This window comes from Curtobacterium sp. MCPF17_011, from assembly GCF_003234145.1.
In the GTDB taxonomy this organism is placed as follows: Bacteria; Actinomycetota; Actinomycetes; order Actinomycetales; family Microbacteriaceae; genus Curtobacterium.
Genome location: NZ_QKSK01000001.1, coordinates 110,722 through 131,591, shown reverse-complemented (window position 1 = coordinate 131,591; position 20,870 = coordinate 110,722). Strand labels below are relative to the sequence as shown.

The 20,870-nt window shown below is 71.0% G+C and carries 19 protein-coding genes; 11 read left to right on the top strand and 8 right to left on the bottom strand.

Annotated features, from left to right (window positions below):
* Positions 1-103: 103 nt before the first annotated feature.
* The 8 genes from DEJ25_RS00620 to guaA all read left to right on the top strand — a co-directional run bounded on the left by DEJ25_RS00620 (position 104) and on the right by guaA (position 8,364).
* The gene (locus DEJ25_RS00620; protein ID WP_110903512.1) at positions 104-292 is read left to right on the top strand and encodes a hypothetical protein; all 189 of its coding nucleotides are present in this window, start codon (positions 104-106) and stop codon (positions 290-292) included.
* An 80-nt stretch (positions 293-372) separates the two neighbouring features.
* Positions 373-1,491, top strand: a complete 1,119-nt coding sequence (locus DEJ25_RS00615; RefSeq protein WP_110903511.1) for a GuaB3 family IMP dehydrogenase-related protein — start codon at positions 373-375, stop codon at positions 1,489-1,491.
* 64 nt (positions 1,492-1,555) lie between these two features.
* Positions 1,556-3,427, top strand: a complete 1,872-nt coding sequence (locus DEJ25_RS00610; RefSeq protein WP_258366382.1) for a glycerol-3-phosphate dehydrogenase/oxidase — start codon at positions 1,556-1,558, stop codon at positions 3,425-3,427.
* 93 nt (positions 3,428-3,520) lie between these two features.
* Positions 3,521-4,051: a cation:proton antiporter regulatory subunit gene (locus tag DEJ25_RS00605; protein ID WP_110903510.1), complete on the top strand. Its 531-nt coding sequence runs from the start codon at positions 3,521-3,523 to the stop codon at positions 4,049-4,051.
* A gap of 3 nt (positions 4,052-4,054) precedes the next feature.
* On the top strand, positions 4,055-5,482 hold the full coding sequence (locus DEJ25_RS00600; RefSeq protein ID WP_111043460.1) for a cation:proton antiporter: 1,428 nt from the start codon (positions 4,055-4,057) through the stop codon (positions 5,480-5,482).
* A gap of 5 nt (positions 5,483-5,487) precedes the next feature.
* Complete coding sequence (locus tag DEJ25_RS00595) at positions 5,488-6,330, top strand: SURF1 family cytochrome oxidase biogenesis protein (RefSeq protein WP_111043459.1); 843 nt, start codon at positions 5,488-5,490, stop codon at positions 6,328-6,330.
* Between the two features lie 10 nt (positions 6,331-6,340).
* Positions 6,341-6,787, top strand: a complete 447-nt coding sequence (locus DEJ25_RS00590) for a DUF3817 domain-containing protein (RefSeq protein ID WP_111043458.1) — start codon at positions 6,341-6,343, stop codon at positions 6,785-6,787.
* Positions 6,784-8,364, top strand: a complete 1,581-nt coding sequence (gene guaA, locus DEJ25_RS00585; protein ID WP_111043457.1) for a glutamine-hydrolyzing GMP synthase — start codon at positions 6,784-6,786, stop codon at positions 8,362-8,364. Before DEJ25_RS00590 ends, guaA begins: the two co-directional genes overlap by 4 nt.
* A gap of 609 nt (positions 8,365-8,973) precedes the next feature.
* On the opposite strand, the gene DEJ25_RS00580 is transcribed toward guaA, so the two are convergent.
* A complete protein-coding gene (locus DEJ25_RS00580) occupies positions 8,974-9,891 on the bottom strand; it encodes a Bax inhibitor-1/YccA family protein (RefSeq protein WP_111043456.1) in 918 nt (305 codons plus the stop codon).
* A 298-nt stretch (positions 9,892-10,189) separates the two neighbouring features.
* Between DEJ25_RS00580 and DEJ25_RS00575 the strand changes: the two genes are divergently transcribed.
* Complete coding sequence (locus DEJ25_RS00575; RefSeq protein ID WP_111043455.1) at positions 10,190-11,212, top strand: glycerophosphodiester phosphodiesterase family protein; 1,023 nt, start codon at positions 10,190-10,192, stop codon at positions 11,210-11,212.
* Between the two features lie 35 nt (positions 11,213-11,247).
* On the top strand, positions 11,248-13,713 hold the full coding sequence (locus DEJ25_RS00570) for an ATP-dependent helicase (RefSeq protein ID WP_111043454.1): 2,466 nt from the start codon (positions 11,248-11,250) through the stop codon (positions 13,711-13,713).
* 7 nt (positions 13,714-13,720) lie between these two features.
* Here the strand turns inward: DEJ25_RS00570 and DEJ25_RS00565 are convergent, their stop codons facing one another.
* From DEJ25_RS00565 to DEJ25_RS00540, 7 genes are all read right to left on the bottom strand, one after another.
* A complete protein-coding gene (locus DEJ25_RS00565) occupies positions 13,721-14,224 on the bottom strand; it encodes a GNAT family N-acetyltransferase (RefSeq protein ID WP_110903502.1) in 504 nt (167 codons plus the stop codon).
* Between the two features lie 55 nt (positions 14,225-14,279).
* Complete coding sequence (locus DEJ25_RS00560; RefSeq protein ID WP_111043453.1) at positions 14,280-14,915, bottom strand: pyridoxal 5'-phosphate synthase; 636 nt, start codon at positions 14,913-14,915, stop codon at positions 14,280-14,282.
* An 18-nt stretch (positions 14,916-14,933) separates the two neighbouring features.
* Positions 14,934-15,626, bottom strand: coding sequence for an NUDIX hydrolase (locus DEJ25_RS00555; protein WP_111043452.1), 693 nt, complete (start codon positions 15,624-15,626; stop codon positions 14,934-14,936).
* Positions 15,623-16,267, bottom strand: coding sequence for a hypothetical protein (locus tag DEJ25_RS00550; RefSeq protein WP_375334524.1), 645 nt, complete (start codon positions 16,265-16,267; stop codon positions 15,623-15,625). Before DEJ25_RS00550 ends, DEJ25_RS00555 begins: the two co-directional genes overlap by 4 nt.
* A gap of 34 nt (positions 16,268-16,301) precedes the next feature.
* Positions 16,302-17,138: an oxygenase MpaB family protein gene (locus DEJ25_RS00545; RefSeq protein WP_181427309.1), complete on the bottom strand. Its 837-nt coding sequence runs from the start codon at positions 17,136-17,138 to the stop codon at positions 16,302-16,304.
* A gap of 37 nt (positions 17,139-17,175) precedes the next feature.
* Positions 17,176-17,481 (bottom strand): hypothetical protein, encoded by a 306-nt coding sequence (locus tag DEJ25_RS16335; protein WP_111195472.1) that lies wholly within the window; start codon positions 17,479-17,481, stop codon positions 17,176-17,178.
* 352 nt (positions 17,482-17,833) lie between these two features.
* Positions 17,834-19,465: a RecQ family ATP-dependent DNA helicase gene (locus DEJ25_RS00540; RefSeq protein WP_111043450.1), complete on the bottom strand. Its 1,632-nt coding sequence runs from the start codon at positions 19,463-19,465 to the stop codon at positions 17,834-17,836.
* Positions 19,466-19,697: 232 nt separating this feature from the next.
* On the opposite strand from DEJ25_RS00540, the gene sucC reads away from it, so the two are divergent.
* Entirely contained in the window at positions 19,698-20,867 is a 1,170-nt protein-coding gene (gene sucC / locus DEJ25_RS00535; protein WP_111043449.1) for an ADP-forming succinate--CoA ligase subunit beta, read from the top strand.
* Positions 20,868-20,870: the final 3 nt, after the last annotated feature.

The following is a 20,870-nucleotide window of genomic DNA, read 5'->3' as shown; positions in this document are numbered from 1 at the left end:
CGGTGCCGCCCCGCTGACGGTGGTGCCGCGTGGGACGCGCACCGCGCCTCCAGCCCGGACGGGAGGCCCGCCCCGCGTCGGACGCGTCCGGTACCGTTCCAGCGTGCAACGCTTCGCGGACCGCGCGATGGACGCCCTGGTGTGGGTGGTGTTCGTCGTCCTCTTCATCGGTGCGGCCCTGCTCGTCAAGGTGGCCGCAGCGCTGCTCGTCGTCCTCATCGTGCTGGCGCTGCTCCTGGGGCTGACGCTCCGGGTGCTCCGCCGGGGTCGTGCGGCTCGACCTCCCCGGTGAGCCCCCGGTCACCGCTCCCGCCGAACCCCCCGGACCGTCCGGCCGTGCCACCCGCGCAGCCCGCCCGGTAGGGTTGCCGGGTGAGCGAAGTCGAGATCGGTGCAGGCAAGCGCGGACGTCGGGCGTACGCGTTCGACGACATCGCGGTGGTCCCCTCGCGACGGACACGTGACCCGCGTGACGTCAGCGTCCAGTGGTCGATCGACGCGTTCACCTTCGAGTCGCCGATCCTGTCGGCGCCGATGGACTCCGTCGCCTCGCCCGCCACCGTCATCGAGATGGGGCGTCTCGGCGTCCTCGGGGTCCTGGACCTCGAAGGCCTCTGGACCCGCTACGAGGACCCGGAGCCGTACCTGGCCGAGATCCGCTCGCTGACCGACGGCAACGTCACGAAGCGCATGCAGGAGATCTACGCCGAGCCGGTCAAGGCCGAGCTGATCACCCGCCGCCTGGCCGAGATCCGTGCCGCCGGCGTCCCGGTCGCCGGTTCGCTCAGCCCGCAGCGCACCGCCGAGTTCTCGCAGACCGTCGTGGACGCCGGTGTCGACCTGTTCGTCATCCGCGGCACCACCGTCAGCGCCGAGCACGTCTCGCAGAACCAGGCGCCCCTCAACCTCAAGAAGTTCATCTACGAGCTCGACGTCCCCGTGATCGTCGGTGGCGCCTCGACCTACACGGCGGCGCTGCACCTCATGCGCACCGGTGCCGCGGGTGTCCTCGTCGGCTTCGGTGGCGGTGCGGCCTCGACGACCCGTGCGGCCCTCGGCATCCACGCACCGATGGCCACCGCGGTCGCGGACGTCGCCGGTGCCCGTCGCGACTACATGGACGAGTCCGGCGGCCGCTACGTGCACGTCATCGCGGACGGCGGCCTCGACACCGCCGGCGACGTCGTCAAGGCGATCGCGATGGGTGCCGACGCGGTCATGCTCGGCACGGCCCTGGCCCGTGCGCAGGAAGCGCCGGGCGGCGGCTTCCACTGGGGTGCCGAGGCGCATCACCCGGAGCTGCCCCGTGGCCGTCGGGTCGAGGTCGGCACGATCGGTTCGCTCGAGAGCATCCTGAACGGCCCGACCCCGTCGTGGGACGGCCGCGCCAACCTGGTCGGCGCCCTGCGTCGCTCGATGGCGACCACCGGATACTCCGACGTCAAGGAGTTCCAGCGAGTAGAAGTGGTCGTGGCGCCGTACCACCGCTGACGGCGGTGCGCCCGCGGAGGTCCTGCGGGTGCCGCTCCGGTGCCGATCGGCGACGGAGGCGAGCATGACAAGCACGGTCACGGGCGAGAAGGCACCCCGCGGAGCACCCAGCACGGCGGGGTTCGACCCCGCGACGAAGCTCGGCCCCGATGAACGCGACGCCGCCATCGAGACGCTGAAGTCCACCGAGCTCGACGTCCTGGTCGTCGGCGGCGGCATCGTCGGTGGTGGCGCAGCGCTCGACGCCGTCACGCGCGGCCTGTCGGTCGGGATCGTGGAGGCCCGCGACTGGGGCTCGGGCACGTCGAGCCGGTCGTCGAAGCTCGTGCACGGCGGCATCCGCTACCTCGAGCAGCTCAACTTCACCCTGGTCCGCGAGGCCCTCATCGAACGCGGCCTGCTGCTGCAGCGCATCGCCCCGCACCTGGTGAAGCCGGTGCGCTTCCTCTACCCGCTCAACCACCGGGTGTGGGAGCGCTTCTACATCGGCATCGGCATGGCGATGTACGACGTGTTCAGCTGGTCCGGCGGCCGTCCGCCCGGGGTGCCCCACCACCGGCACCTCACCCGGACGCAGGTGCTCCGCTCGATGCCGTCCCTGAAGAAGGACGCCTTCGTCGGCGGCATGACCTACTACGACGCCCAGGTCGACGACGCGCGCTACGTCGCCGCACTCGTCCGCACGGCGGCCTCGTACGGCGCGCACGCTGCCTCCCGGGTCCGGATCGAGGGCTTCATCAAGGTCGGTGAGCGGGTCGTCGGTGCCCATGCGCACGACATCCAGACCGGTGAGCACTTCGACATCAAGGCGAAGCAGGTCGTCAACGCGACCGGCGTCTGGACCGACGACACCCAGGCGATGGTCGGCACCCGCGGGCAGTTCAAGGTCCGCGCGTCGAAGGGCGTGCACCTCGTCGTGCCGCGCGACCGGTTCCAGTCGAACTCGGGCATGATCCTCCGCACTGAGAAGAGCGTCCTGTTCGTCATCCCGTGGGGTCGCCACTGGCTGATCGGCACGACCGACACCGACTGGTACCTCGACAAGGCGCACCCGGCGGCGACCGCGGCGGACATCGACTACATCCTCGAACACGTCAACAAGGTGCTCGCCGTGCCGCTCACCCGCGAGGACGTCGAGGGCGTCTACGCCGGACTCCGGCCGCTGCTGGCAGGGGAGTCCGAGGCGACGTCGAAGCTCAGCCGGGAGCACGTCGTCGCACACACCGCCCCGGGCCTCGTGGTCGTCGCCGGCGGCAAGTGGACCACCTACCGCGTGATGGGCAAGGACGCCATCGATGAGGCCGCCGCGGCGATGGACGGCAAGATCCCGGAGTCGACGACGCAGGACATCCCGCTCCTCGGGGCCGAGGGCTACCCCGCCGCCTGGAACAAGCGTGCGCGCACCGCGAAGACGTACGGCGTGCACAAGGTCCGCATCGAGCACCTGCTGAACCGGTACGGCACGCTCGCGACCGAGGTCCTGCAGCTCGTCGAGGACGACCCCTCGTTGGCCGACGCGCTGCCCGGGGCCGACGACTACATCGGCGCCGAGGTCGTGTACGCGGCCTCGCACGAGGGCGCCCTGCACCTCGAGGACGTCCTGGCCCGCCGCACCCGCATCTCGATCGAGGCGTGGGACCGCGGCGAGTCCGCAGCGCCCGTCGCCGCGCGGCTCATGGCCGGGGTGCTCGGCTGGGACCAGGAGACGACGGAGAACGAGGTGTCGAACTACCTCAAGCGCGTCGCCGCCGAGCGGGAGTCGCAGCTCCAGCCCGACGACGAGTCCGCCGACCGCGTCCGGCTCGAGGCACCCGACATCGCGTTCGGCTTCGAGGAAGACGACGTCGTCGTCGGCGGAGGCCGCTCGAGCGGCGCCGAGGGCGCCACGGCGGACGACGAGCAGGTCGTGGGCGAGAAGACGACCGAGCCCAGCTGACCTCAGCTGACCCCGGTCCGGACGACCTGTGGACAACGGAATGGACCGGCCCTGCCGGTGGTTAGCATGGGAGTCCTGGGAAAGGGAGCCATCATGGTCGACGTCCATCGCGTCAAACTCCCCGGCGTCGGCGTGCTGCACAGCTTCTACACCGACGACGGTGGCAAGTGTGGTGTCATCACGCACCGGTCGGGTCACTCCGACCTCATCTCGTTCGCGGACGTCGCCGACGGCGCGGACAAGTCCGAGAAGGTCTCGCTCCGCCTCAGTGAGGACGAAGCGCACACCCTCGCCGAACTCCTCGGCGGCACGCGCATCACCGAGGGCCTCGACAAGCTCGACGAGATCCCCGGCCTCTCCATCGACTGGTTCAGCGTCGACTACGACGACGCCATCGCGGGCAAGCCCCTCGGCGACCTGCACGACTCGGGCTTCATCGGCCTGACCGTCGTCGCGGTGGTGCGTGGCGACAGCGCCAACCCGGCCCCCTCGTCGGACTTCGTCGTGTTCCCCGGGGACACGATCGTCGTCGCGGGTGCGCCGGAGAAGGTCGCGAAGGCCTTCTCCTTCTACCGCAGCGGTCAGTTGGCAGCGGCCGCTGCCGAGGCGCCGCCCCGGAGCTAGGGGATGCACCTGGGTGGTGAGCTGCTGACCATCGGCGGCCTGTTCCTCATCGCCTACGTCCTCGGGCGGCTGGGCAAGACCATCGGTCTGCCGGCGATCCCGGTCTACATGGTGGTCGGGCTCATCGCGAGCCCGCACACCCCGTGGATCGGCCTGAGCGTCGAGTCGCACACGATCGAGCTGATCGCGACGTTCGGCCTCATCCTGCTGCTCTTCAACCTCGGGTTGGAGTTCGATCAAGAGGAGTTCTACGGCAACGCCGGCAAGCTCCTGGTCTCCGGCGGCACCTACGTCGCGATCAACATGGGCGTCGGCTTCGCGTTCGGGTTCTCGCTCGGCTGGGGCACCCGAGAAGCCCTGATCATCGCGGGAATGACGGCGACGTCGTCGAGCGCGATCGTGACGAAGCTGCTCATCGAGCTCCGGCGCTTGGCCAACGACGAGACCCCGATGATCCTCGGCGTCACCGTGATCGAGGACGTGTTCATCGCCGTGTACCTGGCGATCGTCTCCGTGGTGCTCTCCGGCGACACGAACCTGTGGGCGGTGATCGGCAAGCTCGGGCTGGCGTTCGGCTTCCTGATCGTGATGTTCAGCCTGGCGCGCTGGGGTGGCAAGCAGGTCTCGAAGATCTTCGCGACCCGCGACGACGAGCTCTTCACGATCCTGTTCTTCGGGCTCGCGGTCATGTTCGGCGGCATCGGCGACCTGCTCGGGGTGACCGACGCCATCGGCGCGTTCGTGATCGGACTGCTGTGCGGTGCCACCCGCTACCGGGACCGCATCGAGCAGCTGGCCCTGCCGATGCGCGACGTGTTCGCGGCGTTCTTCTTCGTCAACTTCGGGCTCGGCCTCGACGTGTCGACGTTCGGCGAGGTGCTCTGGCCCGTCGCCGGTGCCATCGGCATGACCGTCGTGCTCAACGCGGTCGCCGGGCAGCTCGTCGCTCGGATGAACGGCTTCAGCGTCCAGCAGGGCATCAACACCGCCGTCATCCTGGTGAACCGTGGCGAGTTCGCGCTCATCCTGGCGACCCTGTCGGCGGCCGCCGGACTGGAGGAACGGATCACCGCCTTCGCGGGCCTCTACGTCCTGGTGATGGCCGTGTTGGGACCGCTGCTCGCCGTGAACTCCGACCGCATCGGCCGACTGGTGCTCCGCCCGGGTCGGGTGCGGAAGCTCCGTGGCCGCGAACTCGCCGCCGCCCAGGCCGCCGCCGCACGCAAGGCCGAGCGGGACGCGAAGTTCGCCGAGGAGATCGCCCTCGTGGAGGCTGCGGGCAGGGAAGAGCGCGACAATGGTGCACCAGAGACGACGCCGTCGCGCGAGGAGCCGGCCACGCCGGAACCCGTGAGCGCGAGCACGTCGTCGATCGAGGTCCCCGCCGAGCGTCCCGAACGCCCGGCCCGCGTACGTGATCCGGAGTACTGATTCAGATGTGGGCCGTTGCCCGACGACCGAGGTGGATCGCGCTGCTGCTGCTGGCGATCATCCTCGCTGGCGTGTTCGCCGCACTCGGCAAGTGGCAGCTCGAGCGCAGCATCGAGAACGGCAAGCCACTGCCGGCGTCGACCGAGACACGGAAGACGCTCGACGACGTCACCACCCCGGAGAAGCCGGTCGGGTCGGCCCTCGCCGGGCAGAAGGTGACGGTCTCCGGGCGGTTCGTCGCCGGTGACACGACGGTCCTGACGGGCCGCAGCGGGGGTGGCGAGTTCCAGACCGTCGGCCACCTGGTCGACGACGCGACGGGTGCGAGCCTCCCGGTCGTGATCGGCTGGTCCGACCAGCGTTCCGCCGCCGTGGCCGGTGGCGACCGCCTGGCCGGTGACGCGACGATGACCATCCGCGGCCGGTACTACCCGGCGGAGTCGCCCGACCAGGACACCTTCGAGCAGCACGAGTACTCGGCCGTGGCACCGGCCCGGTTCGTGAACACCTGGAAGGCGTTCGACGACCGGATGTACGGCGGCTACGTCGTCGCCGACCGGACCACCGCAGACGCGGCCGACCTCGGCACCATCGCCGACCGGGCACCGACGCGCGAGGTCCAGTTCGACTGGCTCAACCTCTTCTACGCGGTGGAGTGGGTCGTGTTCGCCGGGTTCGCCGTCTTCCTCTGGTACCGCTTCGTGAAGGACGCATGGGAGCGCGAGCAGGACGAAGCCCGCGAGGCCGCCGAGGCCGCCGCCGCCGATCCTGTTGACGACGACGTCGAGCCGGTGGACGAGCCCGCGGTCCCGGTGGACGACGCCCGGGCCGAGCCGGGTCGCCGGTAGGATCGACCACATGGCTCTGACCGTCCGGACACGCGACATCCCCAAGATCCCGGGGGCCGTGCGGTTCTACCGCATCTCCGCGTACGTCACCGGCGTGCTCCTGCTCGCCCTGGTCGTCGAGGTCGTCATCAAGTACACCCCGATCCAGCGTGAGATGCAGCTCGGCGGCGGCGCGTTCTTCGTCCCGAACGGCACCGCCGGTGAAGCGCCCGGCACGTTCAACCTGTCGATCGCGATCCTCATCGCGCACGGCTGGCTGTACGTCGTCTACCTGTTCGCGGACTTCCGTCTGTGGAGCATCATGCGCTGGCGGCCGACGCGCTTCCTGCTCATCGCACTCGGCGGTGTGATCCCGTTCATGTCGTTCGTGGTCGAGCACCGCATGCAGCAGGCCGCCATGACCACGCACCACGAGCTGACCGCGCAGCAGTCGCGGGAGAAGGAGAGCGCTCGGTGAGCGAGACCGAACAGCGTCCCGTCCTCGTCGTCGACTTCGGCGCGCAGTACGCGCAGTTGATCGCACGACGTGTCCGCGAGGCCAACGTCTACAGCGAGATCGTCGCGCACTCCGTCACGGCGGACGAGATCCGGGCGAAGAACCCGGCCGCGATCGTCCTGTCCGGAGGCCCGTCCTCCGTCTACGAGGACGGCGCACCGTCCCTGGACGGCGAGATCCTGGACCTCGGCATCCCGGTGCTCGGCATCTGCTACGGCTTCCAGGCCATGGCGAAGTCACTCGGTGGTGAGGTCGCGAACACCGGCCTCCGCGAGTACGGCGCCACCGCGGTGACCGTCAGTGGCACCGACAGCGTCCTGCTCGGCGGCCAGCCCGCAGCGCAGACCACGTGGATGTCCCACGGGGACGCCGTGTCGAAGGCACCCGAGGGCTTCGAGGTCCTCGCGTCGAGCGAGTCCACGCCGGTCGCCGCATTCGCCTCCGACGAGCGCAAGCTCTACGGCGTGCAGTGGCACCCGGAGGTCAAGCACTCCGCGTTCGGCCAGGCCGTGCTCGAGAACTTCCTGCACCGTGCCGCCGGGCTCCCGGGCGACTGGAACTCGGCGAACGTGATCGAGGAGCAGGTCGAGCGCATCCGCGCCCAGATCGGGTCCTCCCGTGTGATCGCCGGGCTCTCCGGTGGTGTGGACTCCGCCGTCGCCGCAGCCCTCGTGCACAGGGCCGTCGGCGACCAGCTCACATGCGTCTTCGTCGACCACGGGCTCCTCCGCGCCGACGAGCGCAAGCAGGTCGAAGAGGACTACGTCGCCTCCACCGGCGTGCGCCTGGTCACCGTCGACGCCCGCGAGCAGTTCCTCGACGCCCTGGCCGGCGTCAGCGACCCCGAGCAGAAGCGCAAGATCATCGGGCGCGAGTTCATCCGCACGTTCGAAGCCGCAGCGGAAGCGCTCGTCCTCGAAGCGCGGGCATCCGACGGCGACGCCGAGGTCAAGTTCCTCGTGCAGGGCACCCTGTACCCGGACGTCGTCGAGTCCGGCGGCGGATCGGGCACCGCGAACATCAAGTCGCATCACAACGTCGGCGGGCTGCCCGACGACATGACGTTCGAACTCGTCGAGCCGCTGCGCACCCTGTTCAAGGACGAGGTCCGCGCGGTCGGTCGCGAGCTCGGGCTCCCCGAGGTCATCGTCGGACGCCAGCCGTTCCCCGGCCCGGGCCTCGGCATCCGCATCGTCGGTGAAGTGACCGCGGAGCGGCTCGAGATCCTCCGTGCCGCCGACGCCATCGCGCGCGCCGAGCTGACCGCGGCCGGCCTCGACGACGAGATCTGGCAGTGCCCGGTCGTCCTGCTCGCCGACGTCCGGTCGGTCGGGGTCCAGGGCGACGGCCGTACGTACGGGCACCCGATCGTGCTCCGTCCGGTCTCGTCCGAGGACGCCATGACCGCCGACTGGACGCGCCTGCCGTACGACGTGCTCGCGAAGATCTCGAACCGCATCACGAACGAGGTGCGCGACGTCAACCGAGTCGTGCTCGACGTCACGTCGAAGCCGCCGGGGACGATCGAGTGGGAGTGATCCTCCCCTGACGCCCGAGGGCCCGGCACGCGCTGCGTACCGGGCCCTCGCTCGTCCTGCGGGGTCGAGCCGTGCCTCCCGCCCGTCGCCCGCCCGCAGCCCGTCTGCCGAGGTCGCACGTTCTGCCGTCGCCCGCCCAGCCCGGCCGCCGAGGTCGCACGTTCTGCCGATCGGGCGGCTGGACGGCGGCGGCTTGAGCGACCCCGGCGAACCGGCTGCGGCATGTCGTGCGACCTGGCGGCGGACGGGGCTGGCGCGCGGGGGATGCTGCCGGCGCTCTCGGGGTCGCACCATCTGCCGCTCGGGCGGCTGGACGGCGGCGGGTTGAGCGACCTCGGCGAACCGGCTGCGGCGTGTTGCGCGACGTCGGCGGGCAGACGTGCCCGGACGGGAGGCGCGGGCCGGGCCCGCCTGCCGCGCCCGGCTGCCTTCCGCCGACCGGTTACACGTCGTCGTTCTGGCGGGTGGTGAGCGACGAGCCGTGACCGCTCGGCGGAGGTGAGCGGGGTGTTGTGACCGGTCGGGCGCCCGCCGCCGCCCGCGCCCGCCGCCCGCCCGGGAACGACGAAGGGCCCCGGCGGAAGCCGGGGCCCTTCGCGGTGCGGAACGCTAGTTGCGGGAACTGCTCGCGACGATCGCCAGGATGCGCAGGATCTCGAGGTACAGCCAGACCAGCGTGACGATGAGACCGAAGGCCGCGGTCCATGCGTAGACGCGCGGAGCGCCGCGCTCGACGCCGGTCTTGATCTGGTCGAAGTCGAGGATCAGCGAGTACGCCGCCATCAGCACCACGAAGATGCCGATCAGGACACCGAGCGGGATGCCGAACAGCGAGACGCCGAGGAGCCCGAACGCGCTCTGGGTCACACCGGTGAACATGAGCACGATGTTGACGAGCGAGAAGGCCATGTAGCCGACCATCGCGACCAGGAAGAACCGGGTCAGCTTGGGGGTGGCACGGACCTTGCCGGACGAGAACAGCAGCAGCGTGACGGCGAAGACACCGAGGGTGCCGAACACCGCCTGCGTGACGATGCCGTCCCACATCGTGTTGTACATCCCCGAGATGCCACCGACGAAGAGGCCCTCGAAGAATGCGTACGCGAGCACGAGTGCCGGCGACGGCTTCTTCTTGAAGGTGTTCACCAGCGCGAGGACGAACCCGACCAATGCGCCGACGATCCAGACCACGGGCGGCAGGTTCCAGCCGGCGACCGCGCCGACGAGGAGCACGCCGAAGGCCAAGAGCGTCTTGACGATGGTGTCCTCGTACGACATGCGACCGGTGTCGACCTTGTCGGCCGAGGGGCGGTCGTACATGTCCCGGAGCTGGTCGGGCGACATGCCGGGCTGCTGCGGCGCCTGGCCCCAGCCGGTCTGCCCGTACGGGGCCTGCGGGTAGCCGCCCTGCTGCGGGTACCCCTGCTGCGGGTAGGCGCCCCGCGGTGCGTTCGAGCCGGCGCCCCATGCGTTCCGGCCCGCGTCGTTGAAGGCGGGGGACTGGTCGAAACCGGGCTTGAAGGCCATGGTGTCCTCTGATTTCCTCTGGTGTGGAGTCGTGGATCCGGTACCCGGGTGGCACCGGTTCGTGGGCTCGTGACGGAGTGCGGCGGTGCCGTTCCTTCGTGTCCTCACAGCCTACGGGCCGTGAGGGTTCGATGGCTGAGGATCCGCGGGAAGCGGAACCGGCGTCCGTGCTCCTGCGCGGCAGTTTATTGACGGTCACTGTCGGTCCACCGTGGGAACTCCGCATGCTCGCTGAACGTCCGAGCGGGCCTCGGTCTCGAGGACACTGCGTTCACCCGCGCTCCGTATCGTCGCCTGCATGCAGCCGCTCGTCATCGCCCACCGCGGAGCCTCCGGGTACCGCCCCGAGCACTCCCGCAGCGCCTACGAGCTCGCCATCGAGCTCGGCGCGGACGCCATCGAGCCGGACCTCGTGCCGACGAAGGACGGTGTCCTGGTCCTCCGGCACGAGAACGAGGTCTCCGGCACGACCGACGTCGCCGAGCGGCCCGAGTTCCGCGACCGCCGCACGACGAAGACGATCGACGGGCACCGGCTCACCGGCTGGTTCACCGAGGACTTCACGTGGGCTGAGGTCCGCACCCTGCGGACCCGTGAGCGCCTGCCGGAACTGCGCCGCGCCTCCCGGCAGCACGACGGCGAGGACACGGTCCTGCGCCTCGAGGACCTGCTCGCGATCCTGGACGCCGCACCGCGGCCGGTGGGCCTGGTGGCCGAGGTGAAGCACGCCAGCGCGTTCGCCGCCGCCGGCCTCCCGATGGCGCCGCTGCTGGACGGCGTCCTCGGCGACGCCGGGTGGCGGGGCGACGAGCGCCTGACGGTCGAGTCGTTCGAGAAGGGCGTCCTCCGCGAGGTCGCCGCACGCGGGACGGGTGGGCGGCTGGTGTACCTCCAGGAGGCCCGTGGTGCGGCCGCGGACGAGGTCGCCTCCGCCGGGACCGCCGCTCCGACCTACGCCTCCGAGCGGAGCGACACGGCGCTCGCCCGTCTCGCCACCGAGTTCGACGGGATCAGCATCGACCTGCCGACCCTGATGGCGGGGGTGGACACGAGGGCACTCGCCGATCCGGGGCCGGTCCGGAGCGAGGTCGTCGAGCGCGCGCACGCGGCCGGGCTCGCGGTGTACACGTGGACGCTCCGGCCGGAGAACCGGTTCCTGCCCGCGGCGCTCCGACGGGGCGGCGACCTGGCGGGGCACGGCGACTGGGAGCGGTGGTTCACCTCGATCCTCCGCACCGGCGTCGACGGGGTGTTCGCGGACCACGCCGACCTGGCCGTCCGGGCCCGATCGCTCGTCGCGGAACGACCCGCGCAGGCCTGATGCCTGTCGGGGGTCGCGCCTAGACTGTCTCGGACATGACGATCGTGCTCGACCCCTTCGACTCGACGCCCGGCCGCACCGACGGTCCGGGTGCCGGTGACCGTGCGTACGACGACCCGTTCACCGCGGGTCTGAACCCCCAGCAGAAGGAAGCCGTCGAGTTCCGCGGCGAATCCCTGCTCATCGTGGCCGGCGCGGGTTCGGGCAAGACGAGTGTGCTCACCCGCCGCATCGCGCTGCTCCTGGCGAACCGGGAAGCCTGGCCGTCCCAGATCCTCGCGATCACCTTCACGAACAAGGCCGCAGCCGAGATGCGTGAGCGGGTGCAGGCCCTGGTCGGGCAGGCAGCCGAGGGCATGTGGATCTCGACCTTCCACTCCGCGTGCGTGCGGATCCTCCGGCGTGAAGCCGAGCGGTTCGGGTTCCCGCAGTCGTTCACCATCTACGACTCCGCGGACTCCCGGGCCCTGCTCAAGCGGATCATCAAGGACCTCGAAGCGGACTCCCTCGGGCTGACCGTCGGGGCAGCGGCGTCGAAGATCTCCAAGCTCAAGAACGAGCTGCAGGACATCGACACCTACGCCCGCAACATCAACGCGAGCGACCCGCAGGAGGTCATGTTCACCGAGGTGTTCCGTCGGTACACGAACGAGCTGCGGCGGGCGAACGCGTTCGACTTCGACGACCTCATCGGCCAGACGGTGTTCCTGTTCCGGGCGTTCCCGGAGGTGGCTGCGCTGTACCAGCGTCGGTTCCGTTTCATCCTGGTCGACGAGTACCAGGACACCAACCACGCGCAGTACTCGCTGATCCGGGAACTCACCCGGCCGGTGCCGGTCGAGCAGGTCGACCGCCTCGAGGACCAGGGGCAGCACGTCGCCCGGATGCGGGAGACCGACGGATCGATCGCCGGCGCCTCGCTGACGGTCGTCGGTGACTCCGACCAGTCCATCTACGCGTTCCGCGGGGCGGACATCCGCAACATCGTCGAGTTCGAGCGCGACTTCCCGAACTCGAAGGTGATCCTGCTCGAGCAGAACTACCGATCGACGCAGAACATCCTCGACGCCGCGAACGCCGTCATCTCCAACAACTTCGACCGGCAGGCGAAGAGCCTGTTCACCGACGTCGGCGCCGGCGAGAAGATCGTCGGCTTCACCGGGTACACCGGCCACGACGAAGCCCAGTTCGTCGCGGACGAGATCCAGCGCCTGCACGAGGACGGCATGGACTACCGCGACATGGCGGTGTTCTACCGGACGAACTCGCAGACCCGTGCGCTGGAGGAGATCTTCATCCGGGCGGCGATCCCGTACCGGGTGCTCGGCGGCACGAAGTTCTACGAGCGGGCCGAGATCAAGGACGCGATGTCCTACCTGATCACGGTCGCGAACCCGGCCGATCCGCTGTCGCTCCGCCGCATCCTCAACGTGCCGAAGCGCGGCATCGGCGCCGTCACCGAGACGACCCTGCAGCGGTACGCCGACGAGCACGAGGTCTCGATGCGCGAGGCCCTGCGGCACGCCGACGAGCTCGGCTTCGGACCCAAGGTCCGGACCGCCATCACCTCGTTCGCGAGGCTGCTCGACGACGTCTCCGCGAAGGCCGCGGACCAGCCCGTCGTGGACACGCTCACGCAGCTGCTCGACGGGTCCGGGCTGCTCGAACAGCTCCGGAAGTCGCCGGATGCGCAGGACGCCGCCCGTGCGGACAACATCGACGAGCTCGTGGCCGTGACGCGGGAGTTCCAGAAGAACAACCCCGAGGGCACGCTCTCCGACTTCCTGACCGAGGTCTCGCTGGTGGCCGCGGCCGACGAGCTCGACGACTCCTCCGGCACGGTGTCCCTGATGACGCTGCACACCGCGAAGGGCCTGGAGTACGACGCGGTGTTCTTGACCGGCGTCGAAGAAGACCTGCTGCCGCACCGGATGTCCGCGAACGAGCCCGGTGGCCCGTCGGAGGAGCGCCGTCTGTTCTACGTCGGCATCACCCGCGCGAAGAAGGTCCTGTTCCTGTCGCTCGCCATGACCCGGGCACAGTTCGGCGACGTCAACGTGGCGATGCCCTCGCGCTTCCTGCAGGAGATCCCCGAGGGGCTCATCGAGTGGAAGCAGTCACCGGGCATGGCGAACAGTCGTGGTGGCACGCAGCCCCGCGCGATCAACGCCAAGCGTGACGGCGGGTTCGGCGGTTCGGGCGGCGGCGCCGGTGGCGGCTACCGCGGCGGGGGCGGCTGGGGCAGCGGTTCCTACGACCGTGCTGCTGCTGCCGCGAAGACCCGTCCGAAGACCGAGTGGGCGAACCGGGTGTCCGGGCAGGTCCGGGACAACGGGGACATGGAACTCGCTGCCGGTGACCGGATCTCGCACGTCGACTTCGGGCAGGGGACCGTCTCGGCGGTGACCGGTCAGGGTGCGAAGCGGATCGCCGAGATCGCCTTCGACACCGCGGGGCGGAAGAAGCTCCTCATCAAGATCGCACCGATCGAGAAGCTCTAGCCCGACGTCAGCGGACCATGCGCGCCGCGACGAGTGCGTTGTCGCCGAGGTGCTCGGTCTTCGTCGCGCCGTCTCGGCGGAACCCGTTGCGGGCGTAGAACGCCTGCGCACGAGGGTTGTCGTCCGCGACCCAGAGGAACGCCGGCGCGTCGGAGAGCACCGCGTCGAGGAGCATCTGGCCGGCCCCGGACCCGTACGCGGAGGCGAGGACGGAGATGCCGGTGAGCTCGACGTCCCGGACGGAGTGTTCGTCACGCCCCGGCCCGGCGGTCGCCCAGCCGACGACGACGCCGTCATGCTCGGCGACGGCGACACTGGTACCGGCCGCGCCCGCGCCGGCGATCGTCCGCCGCCATCGGGTGGTGCGGGCGACTGGGTCGAGCGAGGACAGGAACGCGGCGGGCAGCAGGTGGGCGTACGCCTCGCGCCAGGCCTGGACGTGCACGTCGGCGATGCCCGGTGCGTCCGCTTCCACGGCGGTCCGGACGGTGATGCGTGCTGCGGCCGTCATGGTCCGACGCTACCGCAGTGCCGTTCCGAGCCCTGCTCGCGAACCGACCGCTGCGCTACGGCTGCAGCCGCGTCGCGGTCCAGCTCCCGTCGGCGTGCACGTACTGCAGACGGCGGTGCATGCGGTCGCGGCTGCCGTGCCAGAACTCGACCGTGTCGGGCTCCAGGCGCCACGCGTCCCACAGCGGCGGCCGGGGCACGTCGTCGTCGGACTCGGCGAGCAGCTCGTTGGCGTCGTCGATCAGGTCCTGCAGCGTCCGCGGTTCGAGCACCGCGGACTGGTCCGCGATCGCGGTGGCGGCGCGGGACTTCAGCGAGCGGTCGGCGAACAGGGCGTCGGACTCCTCGTCGGAGAGCTGCACCACCCGGCCCTCGAACCGGAGCTGCTGCATCGTCTCACGCCAGTACACCTGCAGGGCGGCGTGCGGGTTCTCGGCGAGCTGGCGGCCCTTCGGGCTCTCGGCGGAGGTGCCGAACACCAGCCCGCGGTCCTCGATGCGCTTGACGTCGACGGTCCGGGCACTGACCCGGCCGTCGGCGCCGGCGGTCGCGAGCGTCATCGACAGCGGCTCGGACACCTCGTGTTCACCGGCTTGGTCGAGCCAGAGGCGCGCGAGGTCGAGCGGCGATGCGGGAGGCGCGTCGAACTCGGGCAGGTGCAGGGACTCTTCCCCGGACAGCGAAGCAGACATGCGCCCACTCAACCGCGCTCAGTCCGTCCACGTCCAGGCTGCCGGGGGACGCCCGCCCCGCCCGGCACCGGAACGGACGACCGGTTCCGCCGCGGCGTCGAGCCGGGTCAGTGCCGGGTTCGTACGGAGCGCCCGGTTGAGGTTGCCCGGGTCCGGTGCCACCCCGGTCAGGGCGACGACGAGCCGTGCGGCGTCCGGTGTGGTGAACCGTTCGCCGAGCAGCGCCCGGGTCAGCGGTCCATCCGACCAGAGCCGGGTCCGCGCGTGGTCGAGCGCTGCCGTGATGATCCGGTCGTGGTCGAACGGCAGCCCGAGCGGCAGCCCCACCGCGTCGTGCCAGACCACGGCGTCGGAGACAGCAGCCGCGCCGGCGGTGACCGCGAGGAACTCGATGCTGATCGCAGCGCTCCGCGGGTCCCGCTCGGGTCCGTCGAACGCCCCGATCTGGGCGAGGTGCCGGACCGCCGCCGCGTCCGTCCCGGTCTTGGTCCGCAGCGCGCGTCGCGCACTGTCGGCGAGGAGTTCCGGACCGTCCAGGAGGACGCCGGGCAGCGCCTCCCGTCCGACGAACGGTTCGTACCGCCTCCTGGCGGTGGCGACCCGGAGGCCGCCCGGATCGACTCCGTCGCCCGTGCCGTCGAACGCGACGAGGACGACGTCCACGGCGATGAGCGGCTGGTCGCGGACCGCCGCCGGAGCGGCCCCGCTCACGCCGCCGCCGTACCCGCGGCCGCGCGTCGGGCGGCACGGTCGGCCCGCTCACGACGGAGCGTCTCACGGACGTCGGCGAAGGACTGGAGGACCGTGAACCGCCCGTCGACCCACACCGGCTGGAGCAGACTGGTCGCCTCGTCCTCCGGCGTGGCCTGGTCGGTCTGCCGGATCTCGCCGGTCGCGTCGCGGTGCAGGGCGATCCGGCCCTTGGCGCTCTTCTTGCCGCTGCCGGTCTTCGGGTCCTTCTGGATGTCGACCGGTTCGCCGTCGACCAGGGCCCAGGTGGCCTTCACGGCGCTGCCGAGGTTGCCGCGAGTCATGAACTGGTACGTGTACGACCCGATGCCGAGCACCACGTTGTCGCTGGCGTAGCCCTTCGCGGCGAGGCGCTCGTAGATCCGGCGGGCGCGGTCGGGGGTGATGCTGTCGCCGTAGATGACGCGGATGTGCTGGTCGAGGAGTTCGACGACGCCCTTCTGCTCGTCGCTGCGGTCGGCGGCGAACAGCTCGGCCTCGTCGACGCCGTGCACGGTGCCGGTGACGATGTCGACCGGGTCGCCGGAGTCCGGGCGGATGACGAGCTTGCCGTCGCGGGCCGTGATGCGGTCCTCGAGCTGCGGGAGCACCTCGGTGAGCACCTTGAACAGGTCGAAGCCGTCGCTGAGCCCTCCTTCAGTGCGCGGAGTACCGGCGGGCGGTCCGGTGCATCGCGCGGATGAGCAGCGGCCCCGGCAGTCGCAGCAGCGCGCCGGGCAGCACCGCGCGGAACAACCGGAGGCCCGTCACGGTCCGGCGGAAGCGTCGAGCCTCGCGCGGCCCCCAGGCGAAGCCGTACTGCGACCGCACCGCCGCGGGCAGCATCCCCACCGTGACGATCCGCACGACCGGCATCGCCGCGCGCACCCATGCCGGCGCTTGTCGTGGGTGCAGCAGGTCGCGCACGACACCGCGGGCGTCGTCCGTCACCCGGAGCTGCGCGAGCGACCCGGCCCAGTACTGCTCGAACGCGGGCATCGAGTCCGGCCACCGCTCGGCCGGGACCCGCAGGGCCGTCGCGATCGGCGCGTAGGCACGGAGCACGTCCTCGGCCCGTTCGCCGTCGACGGGGGTGCCGAGCAGACGGTGGGTCCGGATCGCCGAGTCGACGAGCGTGGCCGCGACCCAGAGCTGCCGGTCCGGGTCGTCGGCGCCGGTCACCGGGCGGTGCGCGTGGTTCACGAACGAGGACGCGACGGCAGCGTCATCGGGGGTGCCGACGACGACCGCGTAGACGTACATCAGGGTGTGGGCCAGGCGCTGCTGCGGTCGCCTGGCGAAGTCCGAGTGGCGTCGGACCCCGGCCGCCACCACGGGATCGGCGATCTGCAGCAGGATCGCGCGGCCGCCCGCCACGACGGGCGTGCTGTCGGCGAGGAACCGGCGGAGCGCGCGGCTCTGGTCGCGAGCAGGGGACGGGCGGGAGGCCCGGCGCACGTCGTGCACCGGGCCTCCCGCCCGGCGTCCGGTCACGGTCAGCGTCGTCGGGTCAGCTCGGCGTCGGGGCAGCTCAGAGCGGCTTCGTGCCCAGGTCGCCGCCGAGGTCGGGGCGCTCGTCGCCGTGCTCCCACATGTCCGGAGAGCCCTCGTTCGGTGCGCCGCCGGTCGGGCCGTCGTCGGTGCCGTCACCGAGCTGGGGCTCGACGGTCTCGCCGGCGACGGCGTCGTTCGTGACGGTCTCGAGCGCCTCCTCGGCGTCGTCGGTCTCGAAGCCGCCGACGTACTCGCGGTCGACGTCGTCGGCGCGGCCCTCGTCGTCGGAGTCGCTGACGCCGTCGCTGAACTCGTCGCCTGGGGTGATGCCGGGGTCGGACATGGTCGCTCCTGTCGGTCGTCGTGGTGATGCGTGTGGGCTGGATGTGCGGTGCGCGTCTGTGGTGCGCCGTCTGCCGTGCGCGGTCTGCGGTGTGCCGTCCTGCCCACCGGTCCTTGGTACCCGGGTGCCGGTGGGAGTGTGCGCGGTGGTCGGGGGACGCACCGGGTCGCTCGGCGCACCGTCGGAACCGCGCGTGACCGATCGTGGCCGGTTCGCGCGCCGTTCACCCGGTGGACACCGACGGGTCACACTCCCGGTGTCTACTGCACGTGCTCGGGGGAGTGGAGCGCGGTCGCCGACGGGTGGTCGAGCGACCGCGCCTTCCCCCCGGGGACTGCTCGCTGCAGCTGGTTCAGACCCGTTCGAGCAGGTGCCGCTCGGTGACGTCGGCCAGGGCGAGCGTGCGGTAGCCGGCGGACTCGAAGAACACCGTCAGCCGGTCGTCCTCGGTGCTCATCACGGTCCCGCGGCCCCATTCGGAGTGCTCGACCGGCGCGTCCGGCGGCCACTCGGCATCGTGCGACCCGTCCGCGCCGTGTGTGTCGGCATCGGTGGCGGTGCCGGCGGAGCAGGTGTCGCAGTTGCCGCACGGCTCGGGGAGTTCGTCACCGAAGTAGCCGAGCAGGAACTGTCGACGGCAGCCGTTCGTCTCGGCGAAGCGACGCATCATCTCGATCCGGGACTCCTCGACCCGCTCCCGCTCCTTCGCGTGCGCCCGGGCGAGCTCGGCGGCCGCGGCGGCGTCCGCCGGTCCGTGCGGTGCCCGACGCAGGCCGTCCCGGTCGTCGACCAGCGCACCGGCGTCGACCAGGGTGTTCACGACCCGTCCCGCGGTGCGTGCGGCGAGCTGGGCCCGCTCGGCGACCTCGGAGCGGGCGACGGTGCCGTCGGCGGGCACCGCGTCGAACACGGCGCGGAGCGATGCCGTACGGGGCGAGCCCGAGGCGAAGAACCGGCGTAGCCCGAGGTCCTCCGACCGGTAGTGCAGGGTCGCGAGACCGACGTCGCCGTCCCGTCCGGCCCGGCCGACCTCCTGGTAGTAGGCATCGACCGACTCGGGGACGTCGGCGTGCACGACGAAGCGGACGTCCGGCTTGTCGATGCCCATGCCGAACGCGCTCGTGGCGACGACGACGTCCAGATCGCCGTCGAGGAACTCGTGGTGCACGTGCTCGCGGTCCCGCACCCGGAGCCCCGCGTGGTATGCCTTCGCCCGTCGGCCGCTCTCGACGAGTTCGTCGGCGTAGAGCACGGTCTCGGCGCGGGTCGCGACGTAGACGATGCCCGCACCCTCGAGCCCCACGACCTGGGCGACGACGGCTTCGCGCTTCTCGTCCTCGTCCGTGTGTCGCTGCACCTCGAAGCGCAGGTTCGGCCGGTCGAACCCGGTGGCGAGCACGAGTGGGTCGCGCATCCCGAGCCGTTCGACGATCTCCTTCCGGACCGGCGTCGAGCCGGTCGCCGTCATCGCGAGCACCGGAGGGCGGCCGAGGCGCTCGATGACCTCGCCGAGGACCAGGTAGTCCGGGCGGAAGTCGTGCCCCCAGCTCGAGACGCAGTGCGCCTCGTCGACCGTGACGAGGGCGACGCCGGCCTCACGGAGTCGGTCGACGACGTCGTCCTTGGCGAGTTGTTCCGGGGCGAGGAAGACGTAGCGGGCAGCCCCGGAGGCGACTGCCTCCCACGCGTCCTCGAGCTCCCGGTGCGCCCGGGTGGCGTTGATCGTGACGGCGCGGGGCGCGTCCGGGTGGTCCTCGATGCCGACGACCTGGTCCTCCTGCAGGGCCACGAGCGGCGAGACCACGACGACCGGGCCGTCGAGGGCCAGGGCGGCGACCTGGTAGATCGCGGACTTGCCCGAACCGGTCGGCATCAGCGCCAGGGCGTCGCGCCCGGCGAGGACCGCGTCGACCACGGTCGCCTGGGCGTCGCGGAGTTCCCAGCCGAAGACGTCGGCGGCACGGGTACGGAGATCGTTCTGCACCCGATCGACGGTGCACGATACGGCCTGGTCGGTCGCCCGGAGACGGCGTACCCCGGACGACACGGGGCTGGCGGCGGTGCCGGCAGCGCGTTCTCCACCGGGCACCGCACGTCCACCTGCCAGCGCTAGGCTCGGTCGCGGCCGTCGTCTCGACATCGAGCGACCCTCGATGAGGAGGACGCGACCGGATGACCGATGCCGATCGCACGAACCGTGCGGGAAGAAGAACAGCGTGGATCTTTTCGAGTACCAGGCCAGGGACCTCTTCGAGTCCTACGGCGTCCCTGTGCTGCAGGGCATCATCGCCGACACCCCCGAGCAGGCGAAGGCGGCGGCCGAGCGGATCGGCGGAGTCGTCGTCGTCAAGGCGCAGGTGAAGGTCGGCGGTCGCGGCAAGGCCGGCGGCGTCAAGGTCGCGAAGACCCCCGACGAGGCGTTCGAGCACGCACAGGCGATCCTCGGCCTCGACATCAAGGGCCACACCGTGCAGCGCGTGATGGTCGCGCAGGGCGCTGACATCGCCGAGGAGTTCTACTTCTCGGTGCTGCTCGACCGCGCGAACCGCTCCTACCTGTCGCTCGTCAGCGTCGAGGGCGGCATGGAGATCGAGCAGCTCGCGGTGGAGAAGCCCGAAGCCCTCGCACGGGTCGAGGTGAACCCGCTGACCGGGATCAACCAGGAGGCCGGGGTCGACATCGCACGCCAGGCCGGGTTCCCGGACGAGCTGGTCGACCAGGTCGCGAGCGTCTTCGTGAAGCTCTACGACGTGTTCGCGGGTGAGGACGCCACCCTGGTCGAGGTCAACCCCCTCGTCCGCACCGGTGACGGTCAGATCCTGGCGCTCGACGGCAAGGTCACGCTCGACGAGAACGCCGACTTCCGCCACGAGGGACACGGGGCACTCGAGGACACCGCCAGCGAGGACCCGCTCGAGGCCAAGGCGAAGGCCCACGGCCTCAACTACGTCAAGCTCGACGGCCAGGTCGGCGTCATCGGCAACGGTGCGGGGCTCGTCATGTCGACGCTCGACGTCGTCGCCTACGCCGGTGAGCGTCACGGCGGCGTGAAGCCCGCGAACTTCCTCGACATCGGTGGTGGTGCCTCAGCAGAGGTCATGGCCAACGGCCTCGACGTCATCCTCGGTGACCCCCAGGTGAAGAGCGTCTTCGTGAACGTCTTCGGCGGCATCACCGCCTGCGACGCCGTCGCGAACGGCATCGTCGCCGCCCTCGGCATCCTCGGCGACGCGGCCACGAAGCCGCTCGTCGTCCGCCTGGACGGCAACAACGTGGAAGAAGGCCGACGGATCCTGGCGGAGGCAGCGCACCCGCTCGTCACCGTCGCCGCGACCATGGACGACGCGGCCGAGAAGGCCGCCGAACTCGCCGCCGCTGCGGCCTGAAGG